Genomic DNA, 25,774 nt, shown 5'->3' on the forward strand with positions numbered 1-25,774 from the left:
TTAAAGATTATTATAACAAACCCATTCAAACGATTTAACTTGAATACGCTAAACTTTATACAAACAGTTAGTAACCGAGGATAAGATTATGGTGCGATTAAAACCTTGGCAATGGGTGCTTCTAGCGTTACCCGTTGCTGCTGTTGTCATCTTCATCATGGTGACAGCAGGATATCAAATTAATCAATGGGGAATTAACTGGATCTGGGGAATTGTTACCCTAGTTTTTGTCGGTTGGCGGTGGTTGTTGGTGCGGTGGACAAAACCCGCGATCGCGCAAGTCGAAGCGGTAATGGCGGAAGTTAATAAAGATCTCGAAGCCAGTTTAGATAATGCAGAAACGCCGTTAACGGGAGATGCAGCCACCCAAAACATAGAAACCAAATTACAAGAAATTATCCAACAAACTCGCAATGATGCACCCGTTTGGGAAGACTGGGGAACCTTTTGGAAACGGTGTCAGGATGTGGTAATTACCGTTGCCAATACATACTATCCCGAAGTCAAATATCCTTTATTAAATATCTACATTCCCCAAGCTTACGGACTGATTCGCGGCACCGTTGATGATATGGATCGCTGGATGCAACAGTTATCGCCGGTTCTCAATCAAGTAACAGTTGGAAAAGCGTTTCAAGCCTATGAAATGTACCAAAAATTAGAACCTTCTGCCCGCAAACTGTGGCAAGTTTGGAATTGGGCATTGTGGGTGATTAATCCTGCTGCTGCTGCGGCAAAAGTCGCCAGCAAACGTTACAGCGATCAAGCCAATCAACAATTATTGGTAAACTTGAGTCAAATGTTGCGGGAGGCGGCGTTAAGAAATCTCTGCCGTCAAGCCATTACTTTGTATTCGGGAACTCAACTTCCTGCGTCCGTTTTTTCGACGCAAGAAACCCCAACTTTACCGAAAGCAAAAACAGCAACGCTACGAGAGATTTTTGAACAAGCCGAACCCACAGAAAAAGTTGAACAAAAACCGATTAATATTTTACTCGCCGGACGCACGGGGGCGGGAAAAAGTAGTTTAATTAATACGTTATTTCAAGCGGAAAAAGCGGAAGTAGATGTTTTACCGAGTACCGATAAAATTAAAAACTATCAGTGGGAAACGCCCACGGGTGAAACGTTAATTTTGTGGGATACTCCCGGCTACGAACAAATTAATCGCTCTGATTTTCGGGATTTAGTGTTAGATTTTCTGGGGAAAACGGATTTATTATTATTGGTGACACCCGCCCTCGATCCGGCGCTACAAATGGATGTAGATTTTTTGCAGGATATGAAAGCAGAAGTCGAAGATTTAAGAGCGATCGCAATTGTAACTCAAGTGGATCGTTTGCGTCCGGTGAGAGAGTGGGAACCGGCCTATAATTGGCAAGCGGGAAATCGTCCGAAAGAAGTTGCAATTCGAGAAGCAACCGAATATAGAAGTGAACGGTTAGGGGAGATTTGTAATAGCGTTTTACCCGTCGTTACGGGGGAGATAAACGGCAGTCGAAAACAATGGGGAATTGATGCGTTATCGATTGCTTTGGTTGAATTAATTCCGCCAACAAAACAACTGCGGTTGGCTAGATTTTTACGCAATTTAGATGCGCGTACTGTAGCCGCAGCCAAGATTATTGATCGCTATACTTTCCAAATGACTACAACTCAAGGTTTAACGGCATTACTCAAGAGTCCGATTCTTAAATATATTGCCACAATATCAACAGGTTCCCCGGCTTTGGCTTATTTACTCGCCGAACAAATTCCGGTTGAACAGTTACCTGTTGTCATTGGTAAACTGCAAATGGGATATGATTTGTTTTCCGTTTTAAATCCGGGCGAAAGCAACAATCGTCGCAATTTTGACTTGTTAACCCTCTGGCCGTTATTATTAGAAAATCCGGGTTCACCGGAACAAAATGCTTGGGCGTTTGGTCATGGGTTGGTGGAATATTGGACAAAAGATTTAACGATTGAACAATTGCGAGAACGGTTTGAATATTATTTCCAGCAAGTTAAGAGTCAAGGATAAATGATTGCAAGCTGATTCATTCTTGATGTTTTTGCACCTAGCAATAAGGCTAAACTCCTTACTGCTAAGTGATTTAATGATTGTCCATTAACTCGTGACTTCAAAACTGGCTTCAATCACTTCAGAGATTTCTTCTAACTCAGGTGTTTTATTTTCCCAAGAATTTTTAAAGGGAAGACTCGCAAAACAGCAAGATTCCCACTGACTCTGAACCGGGACTTGAAACAATTGACACAAGCCGCCCCGTCGTCCTTCCGGTTTATAGGCGCGGCAATTTTTGCAGGTCGATGGAAGAATTTTCTGTCTTTTCATTCAATATCTCCGCAGAGTTTATCATTCGATTGTTTCTCAAAACCAGAGTTCTGCTTTGTTGCATAATTTACAGTTTTACAATTATTAAAATAGTGAGATTTAAGTCGAGAATTAAAGAAAAAATTAATAAAAAATTAGACAAGGATAAAATATTACTTTTGTTTAACTGGTTATCCTTGCCTAAGTGATTATGCTGTGAAAATGCTCACAAAACTTACGGATTTCCGAAATTTTGTGAGCCAGTATAACCGGATAATTCGGCTAAATTCTCTAATCGTTGCACGCCCGAATATTGTTGACCGTTCACTACCCAGGTGGGATAACCCTTAATATTTGCGGCTTGACACAAATCGGGTTGAGCGTTTTTTCCTTTCGGATCGCATTCAATATAAGTCAGTTTCGTGACGGCTTCCTTTCCGAATAATTGCTTTTGAGTTTGACAATGGCTACACCAAAAAGCACCATACATCTTCGCTCCCACTTGAGTTAGATGTTCGGCTAAAGCGATATTAGCAGGATTAGATGCTGTGGTTACGCCGTAGGTTTCTTGACTATTTGCTTGCGGATTGTTGAGGGGCGCATAAATCGCCAAAGTCGCAATAATGGTAATCATCCCAACAATTAAACCCGTAAACACAAGCTGACCGAAATCTTCCCAAGAATGACCAACAATTGTTAACAGAAACAAGCCGATAGAACAAACAGCAGAGGCGATACAATATAAACAGAGCGATTGTATTTTAAACGCCATTAAGTACATTAAATAGCTGCTGAAAATCATCATGGAAACTCCGCCCACAAACATCAGCAACCAAGTCCAATTTTCGGCTTTTAGGCGCAATTCTTTCTGGGATTCAGGGTTAATTAACCAAGGCAAAACAGCCATTGTTCCCATCCCCGCATAGGCTAAAAATCCAAACAGCGCCAGGGGTAAACCGAAGACAACCGCGTAGGGACTCGATAACACTTTGTCACAGCCTGTTACCGGACAAGCGGCGCTTCCTCCGGTCAATTTCACAATCGTCAGATAAGCGGTAACAACGGCGCCAAAAGCGGCTATCGTTGCGATAATAAAACGAGATTTGCGTTGAATCCAAGGGGTAGAACGTTGACGAAACATAATTACGATTTTCTCTCCTCTATTGAGCCGTGTTTTCTATTTTGATGTGATATAATGGCGATCGCTAGGCCGATTAACTGGGCGATTAGATAATAGCTTTCCCATGAAAATCATCTCCCCGATTTTAACCTGTCTGATTTTAGCGGGTGTCATCAGTGCGATCGCCATTATCGCCGTACAAAATGCTACTCCGGTTTCAATTAAATTTTTTACCTTCGAGTCCATACAACTTCCGGTCGGAGTTGTTTTGGCGTTTAGTGTGGCTGTCGGCTTGATTTTCACTTCTATTTTAATTCCGATCTGGCAACGGGTCAGTTTAACAGGCGAAGAAGAATAGATCTCTGGTAGGGGCGGGTTCCCCAACAATCTATGTCTCCCATCAATAACTGATATAAACCCGCCCCTCAACCCGTTATCATCTCATACCATACACCCGACCCCTAAAACCATGTCCGGTTGATTAATGCGTGTTCTGGGGACGGGGCGGGTTTTTTTAATTTAGTAATGGGTTTCAGAGATGGTTTAGAACCCGCCCCTACATAATCATAATCGATTAGTCGGACATCATATAACACCTGTTAACATCGTTGAAAAACAACCGATAAATTATTAGCGGGCATGGGAATCGTTTCGATGTGTTTTAGAGCATGATTTTGGGCGATATCTATCACTTCCTCCAAGTCTCGAACTCCCCATTCCCGATTCGATAAACGTAGAGATTCATCGAACATTTTATTACTCTCTGCGGTGTGTTTTCCCCCTTGTTTAAAGGGGCCGTAGAGATATAAAATACCCCCATCGGGTAAAATTCGCCCCGCTCCGGCCATCAGCCCCAAACAAGCCTGCCAAGGCGCGATATGAATCATATTAATACAAACAATAGCGGTAATTGAATGATTTTCTAATCCGATTTCCTTCAATTGATCTGGTTCTTGAACCGGCCAAACAGAGGAGCGCACATCTAATGCTAACGGCGGATAAAGATTGTCTGACGGAAAATAACGTTGCCAAGCTTCAATACTTGCTCTATGATTAATATCCGGGTCAGAAGGTAGCCACTGAATCCCCTGAAGGCGAGGGGCGAAAAACGTGGCGTGTTCACCCGTTCCGCTGGCAATTTCTAAGACAATACCCTGACTCGGTAAAACCCGTTGCAACACCTCTAAAATTGGCTGACGGTTGCGTTCAGTGGCGGGGGCGTATTCTCGTAGATCTGGAGATTGATTCATAAAATGTTATCGGAGAAAAAATTGTTTAATATAAAAGAGTAACTGATTAATTTCCGATTGGTCGATAGAATGTCAAAGCCGATCTCTGAGTTGCGATGTCTATCAAGATTGTACCATTTATAAGCGGTAAATCTCATCCAATTTTCAATCAATTTTGAGAGAAAGTGAACAGCGATCGCAAAATTATGAAAGGATGTAAGAGGGGGTCATACCTACCGTCTGATCCAAACAGGGAGAACACAAAATGCCACATACAATAGTTACCGATGTTTGCGAAGGCGTTGCAGATTGTGTCGGCGCCTGTCCAGTTGCTTGTATTCACGATGGCCCGGGCAAAAATGCCAAGGGTACGGATTGGTACTGGATTGATTTTGATACCTGCATTGACTGCGGAATTTGTCTACAAGTTTGCCCCGTTGAGGGTGCAATTCTCCCAGAAGAACGACCTGGGTTGCAGAAAACGCCAAACTAATTGGTCGTTTTAATTCACTCTGGGGGCGTAAATTTTGCGCCCCTATTTTTAAGCTCAATTTACAACAGGTAAAACAACTTTTGAGGGAAAATTTCCCCCGCAGCGCAGGGTTAACGTGATAATTTTGGCATCAATTAAACGAGTTTGACTCGGAGGTTGACCCGTTCCCGGATTAACCGGATAAGCCGGAAAACAAGCCCCGCTTAAACTTAAACGGATGGCATAGGTTTGAGGGATTTTAATACAGGTGGCTTGCAGTTGAATTCTAACAGGATTTTCTCCAGATTCAACCCGAATATAACCCTGAGTAAAATTATAAACGCAGCCATCGGTTCGCACTTCAGAAAGAACCGCACAGAGATCAAAACTGGGTGTATCCGCTTCACAATAAACCTCAACAAAAACATCGCCAGCCAGATGTAAATCGGCTTTTAAAGGCGTCGAAGTATAGGTTAAAATATCGCTGCGACAGTCTAAGGCCGAACGTTCAAAAGCACCCGCAGGAAATGTGGAATGACCGCCCAAAGCCGGAACGGGTCGCCAAGGATCGTGAACGATAATATCAAAAGCTTCCGATTGAGTGATTTCCTGTTCTTCTATCTCAAATTCCGATATTTCTTCGAGTTTTATTGAGCCGGATATCGATAAATTATCATAAACTATAGTTGACTTTTCTTCAACCGCTTCCATCAGAAAACCCGCCGATTCTCTCATGCTTGCGAGTCCGGTACTCATCAGAAAATAGGAGCGATCATTTTCACCCGGCCACGAGTCAAATTCCCGCCATTGGTTACTTCCCATTTCAAATAACGCCAGGGGAGATTCTTCTAAAACTCCGGTATCTCTCCCTTTTAAAAAATAATCAAACCAACGAATTTGTAACTCATCAATGGGGTTATAAGCTTCGATTCCATAATCAATTTTTCCTACTTTTCTTCCCCAAGGAAGATGCGCCCAAGGCCCAATAATTAAATGTTGGGGATGTTGACTGCGGTTTGTAATTTCGTGATAAAAATTTAACGTTCCGCGAAGATAAGTATCAAACCATCCGCCAATATGAAGCATCGGTAAATCAACATGATCGAGATTTGGAGAAAGATTTTTCCAGTAAGAATCCGGTTGGTTGTGTTCGATCCAATCGTGATAATATGAATCGGGGGCGAACTGTTTTAAAATCTCGGGATTAGCGGGAATTGGGTCAAAAAAGGGTAAATTTCGAGAAGCTTGATAAAGCGCTAAATATGCCTTTTCATCTCCTTTTAGTCGGGCGGTTTCTGTGGCTAACTGTATCGCCCATCCTAAATTAGCTTGCAAACAAAATGCTCCCCCTTCATAGGCCCAGTCCGCATATAAATCATAACCAATCATCGCCGGACAAATGGTTTTTAAAGCAGTCGGACGGGTAGAAGCTGCATAAAGTTGGGTCATTCCTTGATAAGAAAACCCATACATTCCGACATTTCCTGAACTTCCGGGTAAATTAGCCGCCCAATTTATAGTATCTTCTCCGTCTGCAATTTCAGCAGAAAAAAGCTTAAATTCTCCTTGAGAAGTTCCCCGTCCGCGTACATCTTGAATAACGACAATATAACCCTGTTGAGCGTACCAAGTCGGATGGGCGTAAACAACCGTTGAAGCAATCGTTTTCCCATAGGGTTGTCGCATTAATAAAACGGGAAATTCCCCCGAAGCATCGGGTCGATAAATATCCGCATCCAAACGCACTCCATCCCGGGCGAATATCGATTCAGTTTGTTTAATAATTTTCATTTAGATATAATGGCAGTAGACTAGAAAAAATGATGTTGTCTAAAAATCGAACCCACCGATTATTATGGTACTTAGCTCTGGTTTCTTAGATTCTCTCCCCGCTTGGTTTGCAACGAATAATCCGGATAATCACACCCTCACCGAAGAACAAGCTTCCTCCTCTACAACTGTGTTGGCTTTTCAAGGCAATGATACCATTAATGGCTCGCAAAATGCAGATGAAATTTATGGGGGTCAACAAAATGATGAATTATTTGGACAAGCGGGTGCGGATACTTTATTAGGAAATAAAGACAGCGATCTTTTAGATGGAAGTCTGGGCGATGATTTGTTATTTGGCGGTGCCGGTTCGGATTTAATTGTAGGAGGAGAAGGCGTTGATATTTTAACTGGCGATCGCGAAGTTGATATTTATAAAGGCGGAGAAGGCGGCGATGTTTTTGTGTTGCGAACCGATCAAGCCGGACAAACTCAAGAGGTGAATTCTATCGTGTCTTTCCTTTCCGGAATTCCCGATGAAATTGAACTTCCTGATGCAATTATAACCGATTTTGACGCGGCTAATGATAGTATCGGATTAACAGAAGGATTAACCCGACAAGATCTTAGCTTTGAAACCTTTAACAGTCTGGAAACCTTTGGAGTTGGTCTTGACTTAATTATTCCGGTAATTTTGTCTAGCGTACCGTCAGGAACTGAGTTTTTAGAAAAAGGAAATATCACCATCGAAGATCTCGATCCGGATGGCGATGGAGTTCTGACCGGAACGGCGATCAGAATCGCTGGAAATAATCAGTTATTGGGATATGTCCTCAATACTGAACCAGAAGTTTTAGCGAATTTAGGAACCGATAGATTTGTGGCTTCAGAGGGATTCTTTTAAACCGAAGAAAAATGAATCATTGAAGCCGCAGCCAAACCATCAACCCGAGTCAATACTGTTAAATCTTCCTCATCTAATTCTACAGGTGTTCCCCGACGAATTAATTCCGCAAAATCTTCATTCGGAACCATAATACAGAGAGCATATAACCGAGTCGAACCTGTATTTTCAATCATATGGGTGCCAGTTGGGGGAACTAAAATGCTATTCCCGGCTTGAATTTTAACTTGTTTTCCATCGCAACTAACGACGCCTTCGCCTTTGAGAATAAAAAACATCTCAACGGCGAGTTGATGTCGGTTGGGTGGGGTTTTTCCACCGATATCAAAGATTTCCACACAAACCGTTATCGAAGTATTGGCGACATCGGGATCAAAAACCAACGCCAAGCGGTTGGTATCGTGAGGACTAATGCGATAAGCTTGGTAATCTTTCGGAGATTTGACAATGGGGATTATACAGCGATCGCTCATTTTTCGTTATCCTCATTTGTATCCGTTTCCATTGCTATTTTGACTCATTTTCCGAAAATGCGATCGCTATTTTCTCAAGTTTTATGAAGTAAAATTTTAATTTTTTGGGAATTTAAGCTAGTTTAAAAAGTTAACCGCAGATACAAATAAGCAAGAATACTTATCGCTAAAATTATAAGTTTTGTAAATTTTAAGATCGATCAAACTTGAAGTTTGACTAAAGTAGTTATCACCATACCAAACTAACTAACATCATGTATTGACAAAATAAAAAAAGTATGTATTTAACGTGACCAAAATCTAGATTTCCGAAGTTCACCCCGTTATGTAAAGATCAACTTTGAATATAACAAGTTTTTTTGAAGCTTCTGTAAACCTGTTCGATTCGGCTCACTAAAAAAGATGTTAAGAAGATGTATTGTCTTTGGTTCGTCAACAACTTATGGTTAAACCAGTTTAGTTCATCTTCAAGAATTCACCTCTAATTAACTCAAGATCACCCTGAAAATGTCTTGAGAAAAGTGTACAAATCATTAAAATAGTGGCATGAAATACAATGATACTGCCTTAGTCATTGATGATTTTCATCAAAGAAAAGTTTTTGGCAATTTAGAATCAAATCTAGATTTTCTAGAAAAAGCAAATCTTCTTAAACCCACCGATGCGATCCTAGAAATTGGAAGTGGAAATGGAAACCTCCTGAATAACTTGTATCGCCAAGGATATAACATCAGAGGAGTAGAAATAAACCCCGTTAGAATCGAAGAAAGTCAAACGCTGTATGGAAATTTACCCTTATCAAAAGTTCATTCAGAAGCTTTACCGTTTGCGAATGACTCCTTCGATGTGGTGATGAGTTTTGATGTGTTTGAACATATTCCCAACTCCGATCTCCATTTACAAGAAGTTCATCGAGTCTTAAAGCCAGAAGGCTTGTATATTGTTCAAACCCCAAACAAACTTACAAATAGTGTCTTTGAAACCATTCGATGGAAGAGTTTCACAAAATGGCAAGCCGATCATTGTTCCTTACATACCTATTGGGGAATGATTAAAAGGTTAACCAAAAATGGATTTGATTCGATAGAATTTTATGATGTTCCGACTGTCACCGACTTTTTTAAAGTTAAAGTCAAGACTTATCTGGGAGGGTTTGGCTTGGCTTCTTTAAAAGTTGTTAATCCTGATCGTTTCCCGTTGTATTTGAGAACCAATTTTTACCTAACTGCTAAAAAGTATACGTCAGTTGGAGAAGGCAATAGACAAGATAGCAATAGTTGAAATGACCAGTAAGATGGGTGACTCATTTCGCTATTTGATCAAGTTTTGTAAAGTTCAATAGGGCTTTTTTATCTCTCAAACAAAAACCCGGTTTTTCAAAAAAACCGGGTTTCTCGAATGGGGAGTGTTAATTTTTGCCCTCACCCACCTGACTAATTATTGCGATTTGATAACTCGGAATCTTTCATTTTATCGCGATCAGATGATCCATTTTTACCATTACCATTCTGATAAACATGACCATTCTGATGATGACCATTCTGATGATGACCATTCTGATGATGACCATTGCCATTGCCATTCCCATTTCCATTGCCATTCCCGTGCAAATCCTGAAAATGTCCGTTCATTTCTAGGGCGGGATTTAAGTCAGTTTCCGCCGATGATTTGCCAAACAAACTGAGTTGTAAATTTTGGGCGATCGCGTAGAAAACCGGAACAATATACAAACTCAAAATCGTAGAAACCAACATTCCACCCAACACGCACAACCCGATAGAAACGCGACTCGCCGCACCCGCACCCGTCGCCAAAGCCAGGGGAAGCACGCCAAAAATCGTCGAAAAAGCGGTCATTAAAATCGGTCGAAATCTTAACTCTCCCGCTTGCAAAGTCGCTTCATAAATAGACATTCCTTGCTGTCGCAATTGGTTCGCAAACTCAACAATCAAAATCGAGTTTTTCGTCGCCAAACCGATCAACATAATCAACCCAATGCGGCTGTAAATATTCAACTCCAATTGAGCGATCCACAGCGCCCCAAAAGCACCCAAAAGCGACAGGGGAACCGCCAACAAAATAATCACCGGATCGACATAACTTTCAAATTGTGCGGCTAAAGTCAGGAAAATAAACGCCATCGCCAAACCAAAAATTAACAGCGTCGCATTCCCCGCATCCCGAAACTCTCGCGCCTCACCCGATAAGTCGGTTCGCATCCCTTCGGGTAACACTTCATCCGCCAAGTTTTCCAAAGCGGCGATCGCATCTCCCAAACTCACACCCGCCGCCGGACTCGCTTCAATTTCTGCGGAACGAAAGCGATTAAAATGATTAATTTCCGGGGGAGTTGTGGTGGTTTTCACCGTGACCAAACTACTCAAAGGAATCATCTGTCCTTGTTCAGTTCTCACGTATAATTCCTGAAGATCATTCGGCGTGGAACGAAATTCTTTTTCACCCCGAACCATCACTTCATAACGCTGATTTCCCTGGTTAAAATTGGTAATATCTTCGCCGCCCAACATAATTTGTAGCGTTCGCGCAATATCCTGAACCGACACGCCCAAATTTCCCGCCAAAGCCCGATCAACTTCCAAAACTAACTCCGGTTTATTAATCTTTAAATCCGTGTCAACATTCACCACTTGCGGCAATTTTTGGGCTTCTTTTATAAACTCATCGGACACCGCAGCCAATTCTTCTAAATCCGTTCCTTGCAGAACAAATCTAATCGGTTGACCCCGACCCGCTCCCGGTAACGAACTGGGATTAATTGCAAACACCATCGCGTCGGTAATTTGGGAAAACTTACCAATTAATCGCTTTACAATTTCCTGCTGAGATTGACCGGGTTCGGTGCGTTCAGACCAGGGAATTAAACGGGTAAAAGCAAATCCCCGGTTGGCTTGAGAGGCGCCGCGACCAAAGCCGGATAGAGTAAAATAAGCCCTCATTTCGGGAACGTCCGCGAGGATTTCTTCGACTTGTCGAACCACATTATTTGTATATTCTACACTCGCCCCTTCAGGCGCATTAATCGGAATAAAAACCCGCCCCCGATCTTCGGTGGGTAAAAAGCCTTGGGGAATTTGTAGAAATAGCCATGCGGTTGCAGCCAGAGAGATTAAAAACACCAACAATACTATCGGTTTCATCCCCATCGCCAGCTTTAAAGAACGGGCGTAAGCCGTTTGAATTAGATTCAATCCCCATTCAATCATATCGAGGGGAATCGATAAAATTCTCAAGAAAGCATTGCGCTGTTCTCCCCGATTTGTAGGCTTAAGAATTCGCGCCGAAACCGCAGGCGCTAAAGTTAACGCCACGAAAGAAGAAACAATTACCGAACCCGCCAATGTAATCGAAAATTCATTAAATATTCTTCCCGTTGTTCCCCCGGAAAATCCCACCGGCACAAACACCGCCACCAAAACAACCGTTGTTGCGATCACCGCAAATACAACTTCTCCCACCGCATCCAAAGCCGCAGGGAGCGGTTTTAAACCCTTTTCATCGATGTACCGAACAATATTTTCTAAAACAACAATCGTGTCATCAACCACCAAACCGGTTGCTAAAGTTAGGGCGAATAACGTTAGCGTGTTGATCGAAAATCCGAGGATAAACATCACCGCCAACGCCCCAATTAACGAGACGGGAATGGTAATCGTCGGAATCAAAGTCGCCCGCCAATTTCGCAGGAAAACGAAGATAACGAGAACAACCAAAGCAATCGATAAAAACAAACTTTGCCAAACTTCATCGATAGCAATTTCCACAAATTCCGAATAGTCAACCGCGATGGTATAACTCATCCCTTCGGGAAAGTTTTTGGCAATTTCCGCCATTTTTGCTTTCACCCCGTTGGCGACTTCTAACAGGTTTGAACCCGAAAGTCTACTCACCCCCAAAGACACCGCAGGTAAACCCCGAAATCGAGCAATTGTTCGGTCATCTTGGGCGCCAATTTCCGCCCGTCCAATATCTCTTAAACGAATTTGTGAACCGTCGGGATTGCTTCTAATAATCAGGTCTTTGTATTCTTCCGGTCGCTGCAAACGTCCCAACGTTCTCACCGGATATTCGGTCATTTCTCCTTCAATTCGACCGCTCGGAATCTCTACGTTTTGTCGTCTTAACGCCTGTTCTACATCTAATGGAGTGATATTTCGAGCCGCCATTTTTTGCGAATCTAACCACAGTCGCATCGCATAACGGCGTTCTCCCCCGATAATAATACTCCCGACTCCATCAACGGTTTCGAGGGCGTTTTTGATAAATAAATCGGCGTAGTTACTCAGTTCTAAAGTGGTGAAATTTTCCCCCGAAATGGCGATCCACATGATTTGTTCATCGTCGCTGCTTTCTTTGGAAACAACGGGAGGATCGATATCGTCGGGAAGTCTTCCCACCACCTGGGAAACTCGGTTGCGAACGTCTTGAGTCGCTGCTTCTAAATCTCGTTCTAAGTTAAACTCAACTCGGATGGTACTGACGCCTTCCCGAGTCGATGACCTGAGGGTTTTTATCCCATCAACGCTGTTAACTTCGGCTTCAATAATTTCTGTAACTTCTGTTTCTACGACTTCCGGGTTTGCACCGGGATATGTTGTCCGAATCGTCACCTGGGGCGGATCAATACTCGGAAATTCCTGCACCGGAAGCCGACTATAACTGATCAATCCAATTAATATAATTAACAGGGAACAAACCGATGCAAAGACTGGTCTTTTTATAAAGAAATGGGTGAACATAATGGGTGATATCCATTGAAACTTTTACGTTGAGAGGTTAAGATGTTTTGCTCATTTCTCCCACATCAAACTTGAACAATTCTCTAATTTTTTAAGCCCGATTTTTGTAGATAAATTTATCAGTCTGATGAAATTTCCCTCAACAAATTTGGCGGTAAATAGTTTAATTAAATGGCTTTATTTAACCACTTCAATAACCGCCCCATCGGATAATTTTTGAGTCCCCGAAACAATTAATCTTTGTCCCGGCTTTAATCCCGAGATCACTTCCGCATTATCTCCCTGAACTAAACCCAATTTCACCTCTTGTTTTTTCGCGGTTAATGTCTCTCCCCCTTCGGCGATATAAATAAAGCGTTGATCGCCTTGAAAGGTAATCGCATTCACCGGCACAATTACTGTACCCGAACGTTCATTCCAAATTACGGTAGAACGGACAAACTGATTATCTCGCAGCCGTCCTTCTTGATTATCAAAGGTTGCTTTTGCCAGCAGGGTTTGAGAATTTTGATTCACCGTTGGCGAGATAAAACTAATTCTTCCGTCGGCGAGAAACTCACCTTGAGGATCGCTAATTTTTACAGGTAATCCTATTTTTAAATCCGGTTTTCGTTCAATCGGAATCGGTAAACGTAAATCAAGAATTTGATTTTCAGTTAAAGTTGTAATCGCGTCACCCTGACTCACAAAATCGCCAATTTTACCCGAAACATCTCCGACAATTCCCGTAAAAGGCGCCACAATAGCCGTTTCTTCGAGTTGCACTTCCAAAGCGCTAACCTCAGCGATCGCGGAGGCGACTTCAGCTTCAGCTTGAGCAATTTCTTCCGGGCGAGTTCCATTAATTAATTGATTCAATTCTCCTTGAGCTTCAGCAACTTCGGCTTCCACTTGAGCAATTTCTTCGGGACGCGCCCCATTTTCCAATTGTCGCAAAGCTTGACGTTCTTGTTCGACGCTGGCTTCGAGTTGCTCAATTTGAGTTTCTCGACTTTGTTGAAGTTGTACTAAACGCCTTTGGGATTCCTCCACAACCGCCTGCAAACGCCGTTGATTTTGTCGATATTCTTCCAATTCATCTTCAGAAATTGCGCCCTGGGCTTGCAAATTCTGATAACGATTAACCCGTTCATTCGCCAGTTCTAAATCGGCTTGATTGGCTTCAATTCTGGCTCGGGCTTGAGCAATTTCTTCTTCCAAACTTCCCGATCGCGCATCGGTTAAACGGGCGATCGCTTGGTTTAATCTGGCTTGAGCTTGAGCAACTTCTTCTGAACGAGTACCGGCTTCTAATTCATCCAAACGGGCGATCGCTTGATTTAACCTGGCTTCGGCTTGATCGATTTCTTCGGGACGAGTTCCCGCCCTCAGTTGCTCCAATCTGGCTCGAGCGCGAGTCACATTCGCCTGGGCGCGTCTGAGTTCGGCTTCGATACTATCACTTTTCAACCGGGCGATCGCCTGTCCGGTTCTGACCGTATCCCCCGACTCAACAAAAATGCGGGTGATCCGCCCTTCGGTTTCCGAGCGAATGTCTACCGAACGTTTAGCCTCCAACGTCCCGACAAACTCGGATTTTTCTTGTAGGGTTTCTCCCTCGATGGTGGCCAGTTTCACGGGAACTTTTCGAGCCGGGGGCGCTTCTTGACTCGCAGCTTCGACCGAGTTGGCCTGCTGAGTTTGCCACCATTTCCCCCCGACGAACCCGGCACCGAGGGCGATCGCGATCGCCATTAGCACCTGCACCCATCCGATCCCTTGGGAGGTGCTTTGGGGTTGAGGGGAGACTGTAGGGGAAACTTCGGGTTCTGAGGTTGCATCCGACCGGGTTGGGTTCAATGCACCCGAGGATGAATTGTGTTCCTTTTGATCTGTAGATTTCGACAGTGGAGCGTTTGACATAGATTTATCCAATCAGTCGTCATGGGTTTAGACGGGTAGTGCCTTTACAAAGTTTAATAAAATTTTAGAGATTTACTCATCTTTCCCGAGCATGAGATGAGAAACTTCTGATGTGCAGGGCAAAAATTGACACAGCCACTCAATTTCCGACTGTAACATCGCCTTCGCCCGATGCCAAATTGCCGCCTGATACGGGTCCGTAGGACGGTAAACGGCTTCTTCTTGATTGAGATAGGCTTGACGCTGGTAACAGACCGCTAGGCGGGCTTCTAACAGCTTGCGTCGGGACTGGGGTTCTAAATCACTAAAGAAAAAAAACTTAATCAAAAACCGCGAACGGCTTTTTACCCAGCTTTCTTGAGGCTGTTCCAGCATTTTGTACCGCAGCGCGATCGCGCCCTGAGGTCGTAATACTATAAATTTGGCGACAGGAGCCAGCATCTCCGGCTTCTTCTGCGATCACTTCCACATAACCTCGCTCTTCCAAGCGTTTCAGCAAGGGGTAAATTGCCCCATAATTGACGCTTAGGCAGTTTCCCATGAATAATTCAAGTTGCTGCTTGAGGCGATAGCCATGTAAAGGTTCTCGCTGTACAAGTCCTAACGCTGATAACTCTAACACTTCGCTGAATCTATACTAATATGATACGCTATTGAACGCTAAAAATTTTAACGCATTTTTTCTGGAAAGACAGAACCCGCAACCGGAAGCTGAGAACAGTTAACCGTTAACACCGGGTTGGTTTTTTCAGCGAACAGTTTTTTGCCGTTCTCATCTACGACTCAATTTCTTAACCGGTGAACTTCTCTATTCTACATTATGTTTTTTAGTGTTATTATTCCCACTTACAATCGCCTGCCGATTTTACAGAAATGTTTGACCGCACTCGAACACCAAAAGGATTGCTCAATTGTCGAAAATTATGAAGTCATTTTAGTTGATGATGGTTCCACCGATGGCACTTTAGAATGGTTCCAAGATCGTCAACTTGAATTTCCTCATCTTCGCTGCTGTTCTCAGTCTCATCAAGGCCCCGCTGCGGCGCGAAATTTCGGCGTTCACAAGGCAGAAGGGGATACTATTATTTTTATTGATAGTGATTTGGTCGTCACTGAAAATTTTCTCTCGGCCCATGCAGAGGCTTTAACTCGGGGTTATCAAAATAGCGATCGCGTTTTTACTTACGGTCGGGTAATTAATACTTGTAATTTTGAAAATCCAACTGCGGAACCTTATAAAATTACCGATTTTTCAGCCGCTTATTTTGCGACGGGAAATGTGGCGATCGCCCGACATTGGTTGCTCGAAGCCGGTTTGTTTGACACCCGTTTTCAACTCTACGGTTGGGAAGATTTAGAACTGGGCGTTCGCTTGAAAAAACTGGGATTAACCTTAATTAAATGCCCCGAAGCTGTGGGATATCATTGGCACCCGCCCTTTAGTTTAGAACAGCTTCCCAAATTAATCGAAAAAGAAATTCAGCGGGGAAGAATGGGGGTTTTATTTTATCAAAAACATCCGAGTTTAGAAGTCAAAATGATGATTCAAATGACAATTTTACATCAAATCCTCTGGGGAATCTTAACCGCAGGAGGTCGATTAAATGAACGGACAATGGCGGGGGTGTTACAATGGATTATTAGTCAGGGAAAACCGCAATTGGCTTTAGAAATTGCCCGAATTTTTTTAAACTGGTACAATGTAAGAGCGGTATATGCAGCCTATCGAGAACTCGAACGTTAGAACAAACCCCTTGATACTCAAGCGATCGCGTCTTTTTCAAGTGTTTAAAGTTGGGTTGACGAAGCGGATGGGCTTCATTCTCTATGTTATCTTAAATTAATCTGAAATTCCTAAGACCGAAAAACCCAAGCTCTAAGTCAATTTGAGCCAATTCACGACAACCAACCCACTTCCCCAGTCTAGCAGCAAAATTAGGTGAATTGCCAGGAGCGATCGGCGATCGCAGCTTTGAAGCCGAGAGGATTTGTTTTAAAATTCTTTACTCAACAGTAAACACTCATTGACTTGATCAAATCAAGCGTTAGAGTAGAATTCCCCACTATCTAAACTTTACACAGAATGGCTACCCTCGCAAATCAAAAACCAAAACCATCAGGTTTAGCGACTGTGCTAATCTTTTTCTCAAGCCGGCTAACCCGACTTGCAAAACGGATAGGGTTTATGAAATTCTGGACAAAAAGTTTTATGTCCAAACTAATCGTCTCATTCTTAGTCCTGTCGCTGGTAACAGGATGCAGTTTGGGAACGATCGCCTATCTGGATGCGAGATCTTCAATAATTCAGTTAGTTTTAGAAGAACTACAAACCAGCGCTACCCTCAAAGAAAAAGCTTTAAATCGTTGGTTAGAAAGTCATCGCAAAGCAACAGTTTCTTTGGCGTTACTTCCCGAAATCAAAACCCAAGCTGAAATTCTATTAACCCGCAATTCATCCGGTCCAGAATTTGCCACAGCTTACCGGGAAATGCAATCTTTAATGAGTGTCGCATTTGCCAGTCAATCCGATGTGCGAGACCTGTTGATTTTAACAGCAAATCAGGGAAAAATAATCTTTTCTACAAATCCTAACACAGAAGGTCAGTTGAGAAGCGCCGATGAATATTTTATCGAAGGACTCAAACAAACCTACGTTCAAAGCGTTTATCTTTCTCCGACAACCAACCAACCCACGTTAACCATTTCCACACCGTTATCCGGAGCAAATAAGCAAATAATCGGGGTATTAGCCGTTAACTTTAACCTAGAAACCGCCTCAGAAATTATTACCACAACCAACCCGACACGGAGCGAACAAACCTATTGGGTGAGTCGATTTAGAGTCCCGATCTATACCAATACTTCTTCTTCTCAAAAATTACCTCGCCGTTTAGAAAGCCAAGGATTAGAAGCCGCATTAAATCAAAAAAACGGCACTCATCAAGAATTAAATTATGCCGGAAAACCGATTTTAGGAGTCCATCGCTGGTTGGAACAATGGAACTCCGTTTTATTAGTCGAAAAATCCCGAAATCAAGCTCTAAAACCCGTTCAGCAATTGGCAACAACAATTATTTTGACCGGATTAAGCCTCAGCATCATTCTGGTTTTAATGATATATAAACTGGCTCGACATTTAACCCAACCGCTTTTCATCGCCACCAGTGGCGCGACTCATATTGCCAACGGAAAATTAAAGCTTGTTCCGCTCACCAGCACCGATGAAGTCGGAATCCTCGCCACCGCCTTAAACCGGATCAGCCGACAACTCTATCGCCTGCATAATGGGTTGGAAGATAATAAAAATAAAGCCGAGAAAACCGCGAAAGAAATTAAAGAAGAAAATAGCAGTTTAAACTCACAATTTTTAACTGAAAACCAAGAGATTGCCCCCGATAGCCAACTCAACAGCCAACACATTCATCAATTTTTAGAGGCGATTCCTGTAGGCGTTGTTGTACTCGATGCCCAAGGAAATCTTTATTATTCTAATCATCTTGCTCAAGAATTATTCGGCCCGGGTGCGGTTCCCCATGCCGATAGTCAAGCCGAAATTTATCCCAGTTATGTAGCCGGAACCGAGCAGATTTATGCCGAAAAAGATTTACCCTTAGTGCGAGCTTTGCGCGGAGAAAGCGTTAAAATTGATGATATTGAAGTTCATCAAGGAGAGCGGATTATTCCGATTCAAGCTTGGGGAACGCCCATCTACGATGAAGCCGGGAATATTGCCTTTGCGATCGCCGCTTTTCAAGATATTTCCGAACGCAAAACCGCCGAAGATGAACGGCAGAATTTTATCGAAGATATGTTTCAGATCAACTGCGATTTACAACTGGCTTTAGATCAAGAAGAACAACTCAATTATGTCGCCGAACGGTTTGTTCCCCACCAATTTTTAACCTTTTTGGGCTACGAAAGTATTGTTGAGGTTAAAATCGGGGATGCGGTCCAGCAAGAAATGTCAATTTTATTCTCTGATATTCGCAGCTTTACTCAGCTTTCTGAACAGATGAGTCCCGCCGATAATTTTAAATTTATTAATGCTTATCTCGCCCAGATGGAACCGGCGATTTTAGAAAATTATGGGTTAATTGATAAGTATATCGGAGATGGAATTATCGCCCTATTTGGTAGCGGTGCCGATCGCGCAGTCCAGGCGGGAATTGATATGTTAAAACGTTTGAGCGAATATAATTTAACTCGCTGTCGTCCGGGTCGTCCTCCCATTGAAATTGGAATTGGCATTAATACCGGAGATTTGATGTTAGGAATTGTCGGAGGGAAAGATCGGATGGATACGACGGTTATTAGCGATGCGGTGAATTTAGCCGCCCGTTTAGAAAAACTGACCAAACAATATCACATCCCTTTATTAATTAGTGAAAATACCTTTTTAAGTCTGCCCGATCCCACCGCCTTTTCCCTGCGTTTAATTGATAAAGTGTGTGTTTCGGGTAAATCTAAAAAAGTGTCGGTTTTTGAAGTGTTTGATGGCGATTTGCCGGAAATAAAAGATAAAAAATTGGCGACAAAAACAAAATTTGAACTGGGAATTACCTATTATTATCAAGAAAAATATCACCAAGCTACTCAACAGTTTTCAGAATGTCTGGCCGAAAATGCCACCGATGCCGTCGCTCAAATGTATTGGCAAAAAGCGATGAGTAGAATATGATAAACTAAAACCACGATAGAACACAACTGTTAAGCTCCGTAAACCCGAACATCTTTTATCCGTTCAACCTTGAAAACCCCCCTATTTTCTGATGAGTCAAATCTTTGGAGATTTTGTCGAGATTTCCTCAAGCGAAAATCAAGAATTTTTAGCGATTGGATTTTCTCCGGGTTCAATCCCCCTGCAACAACGCTGGCGAAATAATGGCTTATCCGCCAACTTTATGGCCGATTATGTCACCACCTTTTTTCCCAAAAGTGAAGAGGATTTCAGTACCCAACATCGACAGGCAGAAATTCAAAGTGCGGTGAGTTTTATCGCCAACGAACTGCTAGAAAACGCCATGAAGTTTAGCGATAACAGTTGTTCTTATCCGATTCAAATTAAAATCAACTTAAGCAGTGAATGGTTATCTTTTTGGGTGGTTAATAGTATTGCCCCCGAAAAGATTGAATCGTTCCAAGATTATATTCAAACCTTGTTAAATAGCGATCCGCAAGAAATGTATATTAATCAAATCGAAGAAAATTTAGAAGATGGGAACAGTTCCCGCTTGGGTTATCTTACCATGATTAATGACTATCAAGCAAATCTGGGATGGAAATTTGAAACCGTTAAAATGGACTCGGAAATATACATTGTCACCACCGTAGTCAAACTTGCGATTTAAGCACACTAACCCGAATACTGACCAAACGAGGATGTGATCAGCATGGACATTCAAGAGTTGAACACTGAAGAATATCAAGTTAAATATAATAACGAAAGCCGGACCATCTCTTTTGTCGGTTCTCTGAGACTGAGTGACCTAGAAGAAACGAATCCGATTGTTCAGCTACTCAACGATGTCCTGACCTTAGAACCCGATACCATTACCCTCAATTTACGGGCTTTAAAATATCTTAACAGTTCGGGAATTAATATGCTCTCAAAATTTGTGATTCAAGTCCGGCGCATCAAAACCGTTAACCTGATCGTTTTAGCCTCCAGCGAAATTCCTTGGCAAAGTAAATCCTTAAAAAACTTACAGCGATTGATGCCCAGTTTACAACTCGAAGTTGAATAAATTTAACCTAACCTCCCTTAATAAAATTGACTGCGAGTGTAGCGGGTACGCCTGAGTAAATCCTGCGCCTCTGCATTAACAGTTGTTCCCGGTTTGACCCCTTCGAGGGTATAAATAATATTAGCCAATTTTCGATTCATTACTCCAAAATCCAGATCGCTAGAGCGAGTTAACTCCCGCCATTCTGAAATTAATTGATTAGCCCTTTCCATTGCGGCTATCGACTCTTGTTCTTCATTTAACCGCCGTTTAACCGCCTTCAAATTCGATTTATATTCCGATAACTTTTCTTGCGCTTCTTGATAAGAAGAATGATCGTCAGAAACCTTTTCAAGTTGACGAATGGCTTTTTCCCACAAATCAACCGCCTGTTCCCATGTTTCCACCGGATGGGGAGGATCTTGACCCACCATTACCGCTTGAACCGCATATTGTTGAGCCGTTGCAATTAACGTTGTTCCTCTTTTTTCCCGAGTCGCGGCATCAACTTTTTGTTCAAAATCTTTCTGTGCAGTTAAAGAGCGATTTTCCGATTGACGTCCGGCCAAAGTATCCGAGGGAATTTGATCGAATAAATCAATAGCCGCCTGCCACGCCGCGATCACTTCTCTTTCCCCAGATTTCAACTTCTGATATTCTTGGCGAGCCGAACTTAACGCGGCTTCGGCAGTATTTAACCGCTTGTGAGCGTACTGTTCTTGAATAATTTTCGCTTCGATTTGCTGAATATTTTGGCGGGTTTCCTCATACTCTTTCTTGGTAAAATTCCAACTGCACTTAAACAAAGAACAATAAAATTTTGGCTCAAAATCTAAAAACCAAACCGGCAATCTCTCCAAATGTTCGTAAGCGGTTTTAATCTTCTCCTCGCCGATATCAATCTCAGCAATTGTAGTCGCAGAATCCACTAAAGTTTTCGTTTCTTCAGCCGTAGAAATCGCCTTTCCGTAGTGATAATTCATATTCATATAACTCGGAAACAGCAAAATCGGAGCCGTTTTACTGACGGGCCAGCGAATCAGAGGAAAAGGCAAATTCACAAACCACAGAAAAGCCATAACTCCCATAAAAATTAGACTTCCCCGCATCACCTGCTGGTAAACGATCGGTCTTCGGTTCGCTTGGGCCGCTTGAGTCAGCACCGGTTCGCTAAAATCGGGAAATTGATCGCCGACCAACTGACCCAATTCCTCATAAGAAAGCGGTTCGCCCTCTTGCGATCGCAGCTTCTCCAGCCGCTGCATGACAATTTTCCGACCCAATTCAGCCGCCAGGTTATCAGGAGACCCCCGATTAATTTCTTGAGTGAGAATCTTAAAAGCGCGATCGCCAAGCCGTTGCATTCACACACCCTCCGGGACTCATCTTAGAAAGGATACTTCACTCCTAAAATAGCGTATCTCATTCCAAAACACGGGGAAGTTTAACGACACATAATTAAAGTATTGGCGGAGATAAAACCCGCTACAGGTTCCACAATTTCTACCCAGTTGCGAGGTTCATTGTTCGGATCTCGAATCAGTTCGTAATCCTCAACCAAATAAACTTCTCGACCCGTCGGCACCCCTCCCACGCGAGACGAAAACCGAGAGGGCCTTTCCCGCACCGCCACACCCCGAGGTGCCGCCCGTCGGTCAATCCGACGACACAGAGAAGCGCTTTGTCGGGGCGGTTGAGAACTCACATCCTCCGAACACACCACTAAATTACTGCGTCCATCCGGATAGCCATTAGAAATAAATCCCCGGACCGGATAGGTCACTTCCACCCAAGTTCGACCTCCGGGGCCGCGAATTCCTTCATAATTGCGAAGTAAAGTCACCTCACCCTGATAACGAACCCCCCCAACCCGAGGAGAATTGGGAGTGGGTCGCTGGCGGATGGCTAACCCTTGCGGTTCAAGCACTCGGCGGCACAGATCCGCAGTCGTTTGAGCGACCCGGCCTCCTGAGGGTGAAAACTTAGACGGAGCGGCTTTTTCCTCCGCGATCGCCCCAGAGGGCATAGCGATCGCCAGCATCAACACACCAGACAGCCACCGAGATCCCGAAGACAAGCGATTCATCCGTTCAACTCCTGATACAACCCTGTTGGGGCGAGTGGGATCAATTGCTGCCATCCCACCCGCCGCCGATTTAGAATCCCTTAAAATTGTCTCAAAAAACGTAAATCGCTGGCATAAACCCGGCGAATATCATCAAGCTGATGCAAAACCATCGCAAACCGTTCCACCCCAAAGCCGGCCGCAAATCCGGTATATTTTTCAGGATCGTACCCCACCGCCTTAAACACATTGGGATCGACCATCCCGCAGCCGAGGACTTCCAACCATTTCCCCTGCCACTGCAAATCCACCTCGGCCGAAGGTTCGGTAAACGGGAAATAACTCGCCCGGAAACGAATCGGTAAATCGCCGAACATCTGGCGCAAAAACTCTTTAATCGTGCCTTTGAGGTCGCTAAACCGCAACCCTTCATCGACGGCCAACAGTTCGATTTGGTGAAACACCGCCGCATGGGTCGCATCAACGCTATCCCGGCGATAAACCCGACCCGGTACCACCACTCGCAACGGGGGTTGATGTTGTTCCATGTAGCGAATTTGCACCGGTGAGGTATGGGTTCGCAGCAAGTTGCCATCGGGCAGATAAAACGTATCCTGCATATCTCGCGCCGGATGATCCGGGGGCATATTCAAAGCTTCAAAGTTGTAATAATCACTCTCCATATCCGGCCCTGTAGCGACCGTATAGCCCAAACCGACAAAAATATCCAAAGCGCGATCGATAATGCCGTTGAGGGGGTGAATTTGACCTTGGGGGCGATAAATTCCCGGCATGGTCACATCGAGGGTTTCGCTTTGTAGTCTCGCGATCAGTTGGGCGGCTTGCAAGGCGGTTTGTTTGGTTTCTAACTCGGTTTGGATCGCCTGTTTGACTTCATTGGCCATCGCACCGACTCGGGGACGTTCGCTCGGATCGAGTTTCCCCATCGCGCCTAAAACTTTAGAAAGTTGCCCTTTTTTGCCGAAGTAGTTAATTCGCAACTGTTCGAGTTGATCGAGGCTTTGACAAGCGGTGATTTCGGTTTCGGCATTTTGACGCAGGTCTTGGAGTTGGGCGTCAATTTGGGTGATTGGGGTAGTCATATCCGGATTTTTCAGTAAACAACTTTTGAGTTTAAATCGGGGTTAACAGTGCAGATCGAATCAATTGCAATTTCAGTCGCCCAAAAATCGTAACATTGATTGATAGACAAAGACACTGACTATTTGGGATTACACCGGTTATTAAGCGCGAACCGCTTCGAGTTCTGGGTAGAATATCTTTACTGGCGCCATGTCACCTGCACGACCCTCTCAATCGATTGTATGAAACTTTTAATTAGCAATGATGACGGCATTTTTGCTCAAGGAATTCGTAGCCTTGCCAATCATCTGGCGGAAGCTGGCCATCAGGTGAAGGTGGTTTGTCCCGATCAGGAACGATCGGCCACCGGTCACGGTTTGACTCTCCATCACCCCATTCGCGCCGAAAAGGTGGAAGCTTGTTTTCATCCCCAGGTGGAAGCTTGGGCCTGTTCCGGGACGCCGGCCGATTGTGTCAAGTTGGCTTTGTTTGGTTTGCTGGACACCCCGCCGGATTTTGTTCTTTCCGGGGTGAATCACGGTCCGAATTTGGGAACGGATATTCTTTATTCCGGTACCGTTTCGGCGGCGATGGAAGGGATGATCGAAGGGATTCCCAGTATGGCCTTGAGTTTGGGGAGTTATTCGGCGCGAGAGTTTGGGGGGGCGGTTCGTTTTGCTGAACGTTTCCTCAACCAAGTCAAAGCCTCTCCTCTCCCTCAGCCGATGTTGCTTAATGTTAATATTCCTGCTGTTGCTGAAGCTGAAATTGTCGGCGTGGTAATGACTCGTCAGGGGATTCGTCGCTATATTGATACCTTTGAAAAACGGGTCGATCCCAGAGGGAAAACTTATTATTGGTTGGCCGGGGAAGTGTTAGAAGATGTTGAAGATCCACAACAGGCCGTGATTAATGATGATTTACCTACGGATGTGCAGGCTTTACGTCAGAATTATATTACGATCACTCCCTTGCAATATAATCTCACCCACACCACCGCATTAACGGACTTCCAAATCTGGCACAATAAAAATAGTGCAGATTGATATACCTTGGGATTTGCTTATAGATTCTATGCGTCGTTAACAATCGGTTTCAACTGCGGTCACACTCAACAATTCTCTCTAAAACAGCGCATTTTTATTGAACCCAAGCTTCAATTGACAACCACTAGCCCAGGGCTTCTCGGTTGTCGGTCGGTCTGAGTGGGGGAAGCCGACAGTCCGGGGTGATGGGCGCCACGTCAACCTCAAAAGGTCTCAAATTGACGTGTTGTATCCGTTTTGCAAAGCAGTTAGACTAGAGATAAAGAGCAATATTGTATGACATCACGCACGTGTTGCAAGCGTTGCTACTTTAGTTGCAAGGGGTCGTCAGTTTTGTCTATCCGAGTCATTTTAAGTTATTGTGTCTATGAACGCTGATACCTTTAATACATACTCTGTTACTTGCCCGATTTGTCATCAGACTAGCATTGTGTCTTCAATGGGGGTTTTGGGCGGACTGTTCACTTGTCCCCATTGTCACACTCATTTTGTGATTAGCAACAGTGGCCATTTTGTCCGCGATCCGTTTTGTTTGCGAAAGTGGGCGGTTGGGCAAATGTTACGGCGCCAAAGTCATCCCTTAGCGAGAATTCGTAGAGATTTATGGCTAACTCGACGTTTTCCCCTGGCGATTTTAGTCAGTGGGATTTTATTTATCAGTTTAGCGGTGGCGGCAACTAACCAATTGAGTTCCGAACAAAATACACTGGAGATACAGCAGTTAGAGTCGGTTTCCGAACCGGAATCCCCGTCTCAATCTTCCGAGGAAAATTGAGGAATTGTGATTAATTTTTAGAAGTTTTTTTAACAACTGTGAACGGTAATTTTTCAGAAGATTGAACCGATTGATTTGGGGAAAGCAGATCGGAAAACTGCTAACATCTACCGACCAAATTTGAAACGAGACTAATTTTCG

At 43.6% G+C, this 25,774-nt stretch carries 21 protein-coding genes and 1 pseudogene; 11 read left to right on the forward strand and 11 right to left on the reverse strand.

Translation table 11 applies throughout. The annotated features are described in order from the left end of the window. The first annotated feature begins 88 nt into the window (after nt 1-88). On the forward strand, nt 89-2,023 hold the full coding sequence (locus ACL6C3_RS29175) for a GTPase family protein (protein WP_413163497.1): 1,935 nt from the start codon (nt 89-91) through the stop codon (nt 2,021-2,023). 87 nt (nt 2,024-2,110) lie between these two features. On the opposite strand, the gene ACL6C3_RS29180 is transcribed toward ACL6C3_RS29175, so the two are convergent. Then, complete coding sequence (locus ACL6C3_RS29180; protein WP_413163498.1) at nt 2,111-2,335, reverse strand: hypothetical protein; 225 nt, start codon at nt 2,333-2,335, stop codon at nt 2,111-2,113. Nucleotides 2,336-2,549: 214 nt separating this feature from the next. Further along, nucleotides 2,550-3,455: a vitamin K epoxide reductase family protein gene (locus ACL6C3_RS29185; RefSeq protein WP_413163499.1), complete on the reverse strand. Its 906-nt coding sequence runs from the start codon at nt 3,453-3,455 to the stop codon at nt 2,550-2,552. 103 nt (nt 3,456-3,558) lie between these two features. Here ACL6C3_RS29185 and ACL6C3_RS29190 point away from each other — a divergent pair, with 103 nt between their 5' ends. Beyond that, nucleotides 3,559-3,792, forward strand: a complete 234-nt coding sequence (locus tag ACL6C3_RS29190; RefSeq protein WP_413163500.1) for a LapA family protein — start codon at nt 3,559-3,561, stop codon at nt 3,790-3,792. A gap of 241 nt (nt 3,793-4,033) precedes the next feature. Here the strand turns inward: ACL6C3_RS29190 and ACL6C3_RS29195 are convergent, their stop codons facing one another. Next, on the reverse strand, nt 4,034-4,684 hold the full coding sequence (locus tag ACL6C3_RS29195; protein ID WP_413163501.1) for a DUF938 domain-containing protein: 651 nt from the start codon (nt 4,682-4,684) through the stop codon (nt 4,034-4,036). A 244-nt stretch (nt 4,685-4,928) separates the two neighbouring features. On the opposite strand from ACL6C3_RS29195, the gene ACL6C3_RS29200 reads away from it, so the two are divergent. Continuing rightward, nucleotides 4,929-5,156 (forward strand): indolepyruvate ferredoxin oxidoreductase subunit alpha, encoded by a 228-nt coding sequence (locus ACL6C3_RS29200; protein ID WP_413163502.1) that lies wholly within the window; start codon nt 4,929-4,931, stop codon nt 5,154-5,156. Between the two features lie 54 nt (nt 5,157-5,210). Here ACL6C3_RS29200 and ACL6C3_RS29205 read toward each other — a convergent pair whose 3' ends face one another. Then, the gene (locus ACL6C3_RS29205; RefSeq protein ID WP_413163503.1) at nt 5,211-6,926 is read right to left on the reverse strand and encodes a CocE/NonD family hydrolase; all 1,716 of its coding nucleotides are present in this window, start codon (nt 6,924-6,926) and stop codon (nt 5,211-5,213) included. A 64-nt stretch (nt 6,927-6,990) separates the two neighbouring features. On the opposite strand from ACL6C3_RS29205, the gene ACL6C3_RS29210 reads away from it, so the two are divergent. Beyond that, nucleotides 6,991-7,809 (forward strand): calcium-binding protein, encoded by an 819-nt coding sequence (locus tag ACL6C3_RS29210; protein ID WP_413163504.1) that lies wholly within the window; start codon nt 6,991-6,993, stop codon nt 7,807-7,809. Here ACL6C3_RS29210 and ACL6C3_RS29215 read toward each other — a convergent pair. After that, the gene (locus tag ACL6C3_RS29215; protein WP_413163505.1) at nt 7,806-8,282 is read right to left on the reverse strand and encodes a cupin domain-containing protein; all 477 of its coding nucleotides are present in this window, start codon (nt 8,280-8,282) and stop codon (nt 7,806-7,808) included. The two genes, ACL6C3_RS29210 and ACL6C3_RS29215, sit on opposite strands and share 4 nt — an antisense overlap. A 546-nt stretch (nt 8,283-8,828) precedes the next feature. Here ACL6C3_RS29215 and ACL6C3_RS29220 point away from each other — a divergent pair. After that, nucleotides 8,829-9,563 (forward strand): class I SAM-dependent methyltransferase, encoded by a 735-nt coding sequence (locus tag ACL6C3_RS29220; RefSeq protein ID WP_413163506.1) that lies wholly within the window; start codon nt 8,829-8,831, stop codon nt 9,561-9,563. 152 nt (nt 9,564-9,715) lie between these two features. Here the strand turns inward: ACL6C3_RS29220 and ACL6C3_RS29225 are convergent, their stop codons facing one another. The 3 genes and pseudogenes from ACL6C3_RS29225 to ACL6C3_RS29235 all read right to left on the reverse strand — a co-directional run bounded on the left by ACL6C3_RS29225 (nt 9,716) and on the right by ACL6C3_RS29235 (nt 15,563). Next, entirely contained in the window at nt 9,716-13,039 is a 3,324-nt protein-coding gene (locus tag ACL6C3_RS29225; RefSeq protein WP_413163507.1) for an efflux RND transporter permease subunit, read from the reverse strand. 177 nt (nt 13,040-13,216) lie between these two features. Continuing rightward, nucleotides 13,217-14,941: an efflux RND transporter periplasmic adaptor subunit gene (locus ACL6C3_RS29230; RefSeq protein WP_413163508.1), complete on the reverse strand. Its 1,725-nt coding sequence runs from the start codon at nt 14,939-14,941 to the stop codon at nt 13,217-13,219. Between the two features lie 72 nt (nt 14,942-15,013). After that, a pseudogene (locus ACL6C3_RS29235) lies at nt 15,014-15,563 on the reverse strand (PadR family transcriptional regulator). Between the two features lie 198 nt (nt 15,564-15,761). On the opposite strand from ACL6C3_RS29235, the gene ACL6C3_RS29240 reads away from it, so the two are divergent. The 4 genes from ACL6C3_RS29240 (at nt 15,762) to ACL6C3_RS29255 (ending at nt 20,685) form a co-directional block, all read left to right on the forward strand. Next, the gene (locus ACL6C3_RS29240) at nt 15,762-16,685 is read left to right on the forward strand and encodes a glycosyltransferase family 2 protein (RefSeq protein WP_413163509.1); all 924 of its coding nucleotides are present in this window, start codon (nt 15,762-15,764) and stop codon (nt 16,683-16,685) included. Between the two features lie 465 nt (nt 16,686-17,150). Next, on the forward strand, nt 17,151-19,619 hold the full coding sequence (locus ACL6C3_RS29245) for an adenylate/guanylate cyclase domain-containing protein (protein ID WP_413163511.1): 2,469 nt from the start codon (nt 17,151-17,153) through the stop codon (nt 19,617-19,619). A 91-nt stretch (nt 19,620-19,710) separates the two neighbouring features. Then, on the forward strand, nt 19,711-20,289 hold the full coding sequence (locus ACL6C3_RS29250) for a slr1658 superfamily regulator (protein WP_413163513.1): 579 nt from the start codon (nt 19,711-19,713) through the stop codon (nt 20,287-20,289). Nucleotides 20,290-20,331: 42 nt separating this feature from the next. Further along, on the forward strand, nt 20,332-20,685 hold the full coding sequence (locus tag ACL6C3_RS29255; RefSeq protein WP_413163514.1) for a slr1659 superfamily regulator: 354 nt from the start codon (nt 20,332-20,334) through the stop codon (nt 20,683-20,685). Between the two features lie 17 nt (nt 20,686-20,702). Here ACL6C3_RS29255 and ACL6C3_RS29260 read toward each other — a convergent pair whose 3' ends face one another. The 3 genes from ACL6C3_RS29260 to pheS all read right to left on the reverse strand — a co-directional run bounded on the left by ACL6C3_RS29260 (nt 20,703) and on the right by pheS (nt 23,832). Continuing rightward, the gene (locus tag ACL6C3_RS29260; protein WP_413163515.1) at nt 20,703-22,028 is read right to left on the reverse strand and encodes a hypothetical protein; all 1,326 of its coding nucleotides are present in this window, start codon (nt 22,026-22,028) and stop codon (nt 20,703-20,705) included. Between the two features lie 80 nt (nt 22,029-22,108). Continuing rightward, on the reverse strand, nt 22,109-22,804 hold the full coding sequence (locus tag ACL6C3_RS29265; RefSeq protein ID WP_413163516.1) for an SH3 domain-containing protein: 696 nt from the start codon (nt 22,802-22,804) through the stop codon (nt 22,109-22,111). Nucleotides 22,805-22,830: 26 nt separating this feature from the next. Next, entirely contained in the window at nt 22,831-23,832 is a 1,002-nt protein-coding gene (gene pheS / locus ACL6C3_RS29270) for a phenylalanine--tRNA ligase subunit alpha (RefSeq protein ID WP_413163518.1), read from the reverse strand. Nucleotides 23,833-24,054: 222 nt separating this feature from the next. On the opposite strand from pheS, the gene surE reads away from it, so the two are divergent. Both surE and ACL6C3_RS29280 read left to right on the forward strand, forming a co-directional pair. Next, nucleotides 24,055-24,858: a 5'/3'-nucleotidase SurE gene (gene surE / locus ACL6C3_RS29275; RefSeq protein WP_413163519.1), complete on the forward strand. Its 804-nt coding sequence runs from the start codon at nt 24,055-24,057 to the stop codon at nt 24,856-24,858. Nucleotides 24,859-25,297: 439 nt separating this feature from the next. Beyond that, nucleotides 25,298-25,633, forward strand: coding sequence for a hypothetical protein (locus tag ACL6C3_RS29280; protein WP_413168432.1), 336 nt, complete (start codon nt 25,298-25,300; stop codon nt 25,631-25,633). The last annotated feature ends 141 nt before the right edge of the window (nt 25,634-25,774 follow it).

It is taken from the genome of Capilliphycus salinus ALCB114379, from assembly GCF_047276495.1.
Taxonomy (GTDB): domain Bacteria; phylum Cyanobacteriota; class Cyanobacteriia; order Cyanobacteriales; family Microcoleaceae; genus Capilliphycus; species Capilliphycus salinus.

Excerpts from the sequence above, each read along its gene's own strand:
- ACL6C3_RS29220 (WP_413163506.1), top strand. The coding sequence starts at position 8,829 with ATGAAATACAATGATACTGCCTTAGTCATTGATGATTTTCATCAAAGA.
- ACL6C3_RS29175 (WP_413163497.1), top strand. The coding sequence starts at position 89 with ATGGTGCGATTAAAACCTTGGCAATGGGTGCTTCTAGCGTTACCCGTT.
- ACL6C3_RS29280 (WP_413168432.1), top strand. The coding sequence starts at position 25,298 with ATGGGGGTTTTGGGCGGACTGTTCACTTGTCCCCATTGTCACACTCAT.
- ACL6C3_RS29215 (WP_413163505.1), bottom strand. The coding sequence starts at position 8,282 with ATGAGCGATCGCTGTATAATCCCCATTGTCAAATCTCCGAAAGATTAC.
- ACL6C3_RS29240 (WP_413163509.1), top strand. The coding sequence starts at position 15,762 with ATGTTTTTTAGTGTTATTATTCCCACTTACAATCGCCTGCCGATTTTA.
- pheS (WP_413163518.1), bottom strand. The coding sequence starts at position 23,832 with ATGACTACCCCAATCACCCAAATTGACGCCCAACTCCAAGACCTGCGT.
- ACL6C3_RS29255 (WP_413163514.1), top strand. The coding sequence starts at position 20,332 with ATGGACATTCAAGAGTTGAACACTGAAGAATATCAAGTTAAATATAAT.
- surE (WP_413163519.1), top strand. The coding sequence starts at position 24,055 with ATGAAACTTTTAATTAGCAATGATGACGGCATTTTTGCTCAAGGAATT.
- ACL6C3_RS29210 (WP_413163504.1), top strand. The coding sequence starts at position 6,991 with ATGGTACTTAGCTCTGGTTTCTTAGATTCTCTCCCCGCTTGGTTTGCA.
- ACL6C3_RS29245 (WP_413163511.1), top strand. The coding sequence starts at position 17,151 with ATGTCCAAACTAATCGTCTCATTCTTAGTCCTGTCGCTGGTAACAGGA.
- ACL6C3_RS29250 (WP_413163513.1), top strand. The coding sequence starts at position 19,711 with ATGAGTCAAATCTTTGGAGATTTTGTCGAGATTTCCTCAAGCGAAAAT.
- ACL6C3_RS29200 (WP_413163502.1), top strand. The coding sequence starts at position 4,929 with ATGCCACATACAATAGTTACCGATGTTTGCGAAGGCGTTGCAGATTGT.
- ACL6C3_RS29180 (WP_413163498.1), bottom strand. The coding sequence starts at position 2,335 with ATGAAAAGACAGAAAATTCTTCCATCGACCTGCAAAAATTGCCGCGCC.
- ACL6C3_RS29230 (WP_413163508.1), bottom strand. The coding sequence starts at position 14,941 with ATGTCAAACGCTCCACTGTCGAAATCTACAGATCAAAAGGAACACAAT.
- ACL6C3_RS29260 (WP_413163515.1), bottom strand. The coding sequence starts at position 22,028 with ATGCAACGGCTTGGCGATCGCGCTTTTAAGATTCTCACTCAAGAAATT.
- ACL6C3_RS29225 (WP_413163507.1), bottom strand. The coding sequence starts at position 13,039 with ATGTTCACCCATTTCTTTATAAAAAGACCAGTCTTTGCATCGGTTTGT.
- ACL6C3_RS29205 (WP_413163503.1), bottom strand. The coding sequence starts at position 6,926 with ATGAAAATTATTAAACAAACTGAATCGATATTCGCCCGGGATGGAGTG.
- ACL6C3_RS29185 (WP_413163499.1), bottom strand. The coding sequence starts at position 3,455 with ATGTTTCGTCAACGTTCTACCCCTTGGATTCAACGCAAATCTCGTTTT.
- ACL6C3_RS29265 (WP_413163516.1), bottom strand. The coding sequence starts at position 22,804 with ATGGCAGCAATTGATCCCACTCGCCCCAACAGGGTTGTATCAGGAGTT.
- ACL6C3_RS29195 (WP_413163501.1), bottom strand. The coding sequence starts at position 4,684 with ATGAATCAATCTCCAGATCTACGAGAATACGCCCCCGCCACTGAACGC.
- ACL6C3_RS29190 (WP_413163500.1), top strand. The coding sequence starts at position 3,559 with ATGAAAATCATCTCCCCGATTTTAACCTGTCTGATTTTAGCGGGTGTC.